Consider the following 2,012-nt stretch of genomic DNA (forward strand, 5'->3'; position numbering starts at 1 on the left):
CCCCCTCCTAGGGGGCCACGAGTGGGCTTGCGTAGCTCATACCAGCCCACCGAGCGACGAGCGGAGCGAGGAGCGACCGGCCGCTTGCGGCCGTGCGTGGCAAAGTTGCAGACGTTCGGGGGGGTCCCTAAAGATCCGCGGTTCGCATGTACATGGGCTGGGCCAGCAGCCACAAGCTGAGCACGCTCATCGCGATCATGCCCACGATCATCACGAGGTGAACCCGAAAGCTCGCCTTCTTGTCGCCATCGAACACGCGAAAGGCCTCGCGCTGGGCCACGAAGATCCCGTAGGCGTGGCCGATCACGACGAGCGCGACCTGCAGGTACCAGATCGTCTCCGGCTCCCACAGTGAGGTCAGCGGCGCCCGGGCGGTGCCAAACCAGTCCGTCCCCCAGCCGAGGGGGTCCGAGACCAGCCGCCGCAGCTTTGACCACTCCCAAAACACGTGGGTCGCGTTGTGGGCGAGGTGATAGAAGAGCGCGATCGGCAGCAGCGTGTACGCGAAGCGGATGAACAGCTTGCGGATCGACACGTCGCGCCGCCCGCTGGCGAGGTGCATCGCCGCGCACAGCAGCCAGTAGATCAGCGCGGGCGCGAAGATGCACCCGAGCATCATCAAGGTGAAGGTCAAGACCCCGCCGTCGCTGCCCGCGAACAGCTCCTTGGTGCCGAGCAGGTCGTGATCGACCAGCCACCCGCGCAGGCCCGTCTCCCACTCTTTCCACAGCGGGATCATCGCGGCGCCATGAAAGGCGGACACGATGAAGACCAAGATCGCCATGTAGGCCTCGTCGATCTTGGCCCGGTGCGGGTGGAGGAGATCGGCCCCGCTGCTGCGCAGGTTGAGCGCGATGTTGTCGTGCGGGCAGCTCTTGACGCACTCGGTGCACAGCGTGCAGTACTGGTTGTCGTTCATCGCGCCCATGTACTCGCTGGTCGGGCACGCATAGCCGACGCCCTCGCGGCCGTGGACGCAGTCCGAGGTCTCGCACGAGCGGCAGACCGCGTTGTCGCGGCGGCGCAGCTCGAGCATGCCCATCGTCGCGTACTGGCCCGACACCCGGCCGACGAAGCACACGTAGCGACACATGGCCTTGCGCTCGAACAGGACCAGGCACAGCCACGAAAGCAAGACCATGAAGATGCCGAAGATCGAGGTCAGCCACGGGCGGTTGGCGGCGTCGTAGGCGATCTCGAGCCAGGTCACGAACCCGAACAGCACGATCGCCGGCCACATCCACAGGCGAAAGCGCGGGTACTTCAGGCCGAAGCTCTTGATCTTGCGGACCGCGAGCAGCGAGCGGCGCATGACCCAGTCGGGGATCGCCGTCCACGGGCACATGAAGCACCACAGGTTGCCCGCGAACATGACCAGGAAGATCAGGCCGATCCACCAGATGTTCCAGGTCAGGACCGGGGCGATGTTGCGGCCCGGCTCCTGGCTGCCGACCAGCCCGCAGACGATGACCGCGACGAAGGCGATCACGACGGGCAGCTGGACCGCGGGCTGCACCCACCGGCTGTTCAGCGCGCGCTTCAACCACGCGAAGCGGGTCAGCTCGAAGCGCCAGTAGGGCCGATCGTCGCGCGAGCCGCCGCCGCCCGTGCCGCGCGGATCCTTGCGCTTGCCGTAGCGCTCGAACAGCACGAAGGAGAGCAGCAAGATCAGCCCGAGGCCGACGTATACGACCTCGTTGGGCAGGCCCGGCATCAGGTGGACGTAGGCCTTGGTCTTGACGACCTCGGCGTCGTCGAAGGCGGTGGGGTCGAAGAACCCGCCGGCGTCGAGGGTCGCGCGGGTGTCCTCGGACAGCCCGCGCTCGACCTCGCCCTGCTCGAGGATCAGGGCCCCGGAGGCCGTGCGCTTTTGGCCGAAGCGATCGACGGTGACGCCCTCGGGGTCTTGGTCGGGGGCGGGGCTGATGTCCTCGATCGGCGGCATCGGTGGCGCGCCGCCGCCCTCGGGGTCTCGGTCGGGGGCGGGGGTGATGTCCTCGACCGAGACCCCG

The 2,012-nt window shown here is 67.5% G+C and carries 1 protein-coding gene; it reads right to left on the reverse strand.

Annotated features, from left to right (window positions below; translation table 11 throughout):
* Positions 1 to 127: 127 nt before the first annotated feature.
* Positions 128 to 2,012, reverse strand: a 1,885-nt coding sequence (locus ENSA5_RS14525) for a 4Fe-4S binding protein (RefSeq protein ID WP_146155701.1), incomplete at its 5' end; no start/stop codon positions are given.

The sequence above is a fragment of the Enhygromyxa salina genome, assembly GCF_002994615.1.
Lineage (GTDB): Bacteria > Myxococcota_A > Polyangia > Nannocystales > Nannocystaceae > Plesiocystis > Plesiocystis salina_A.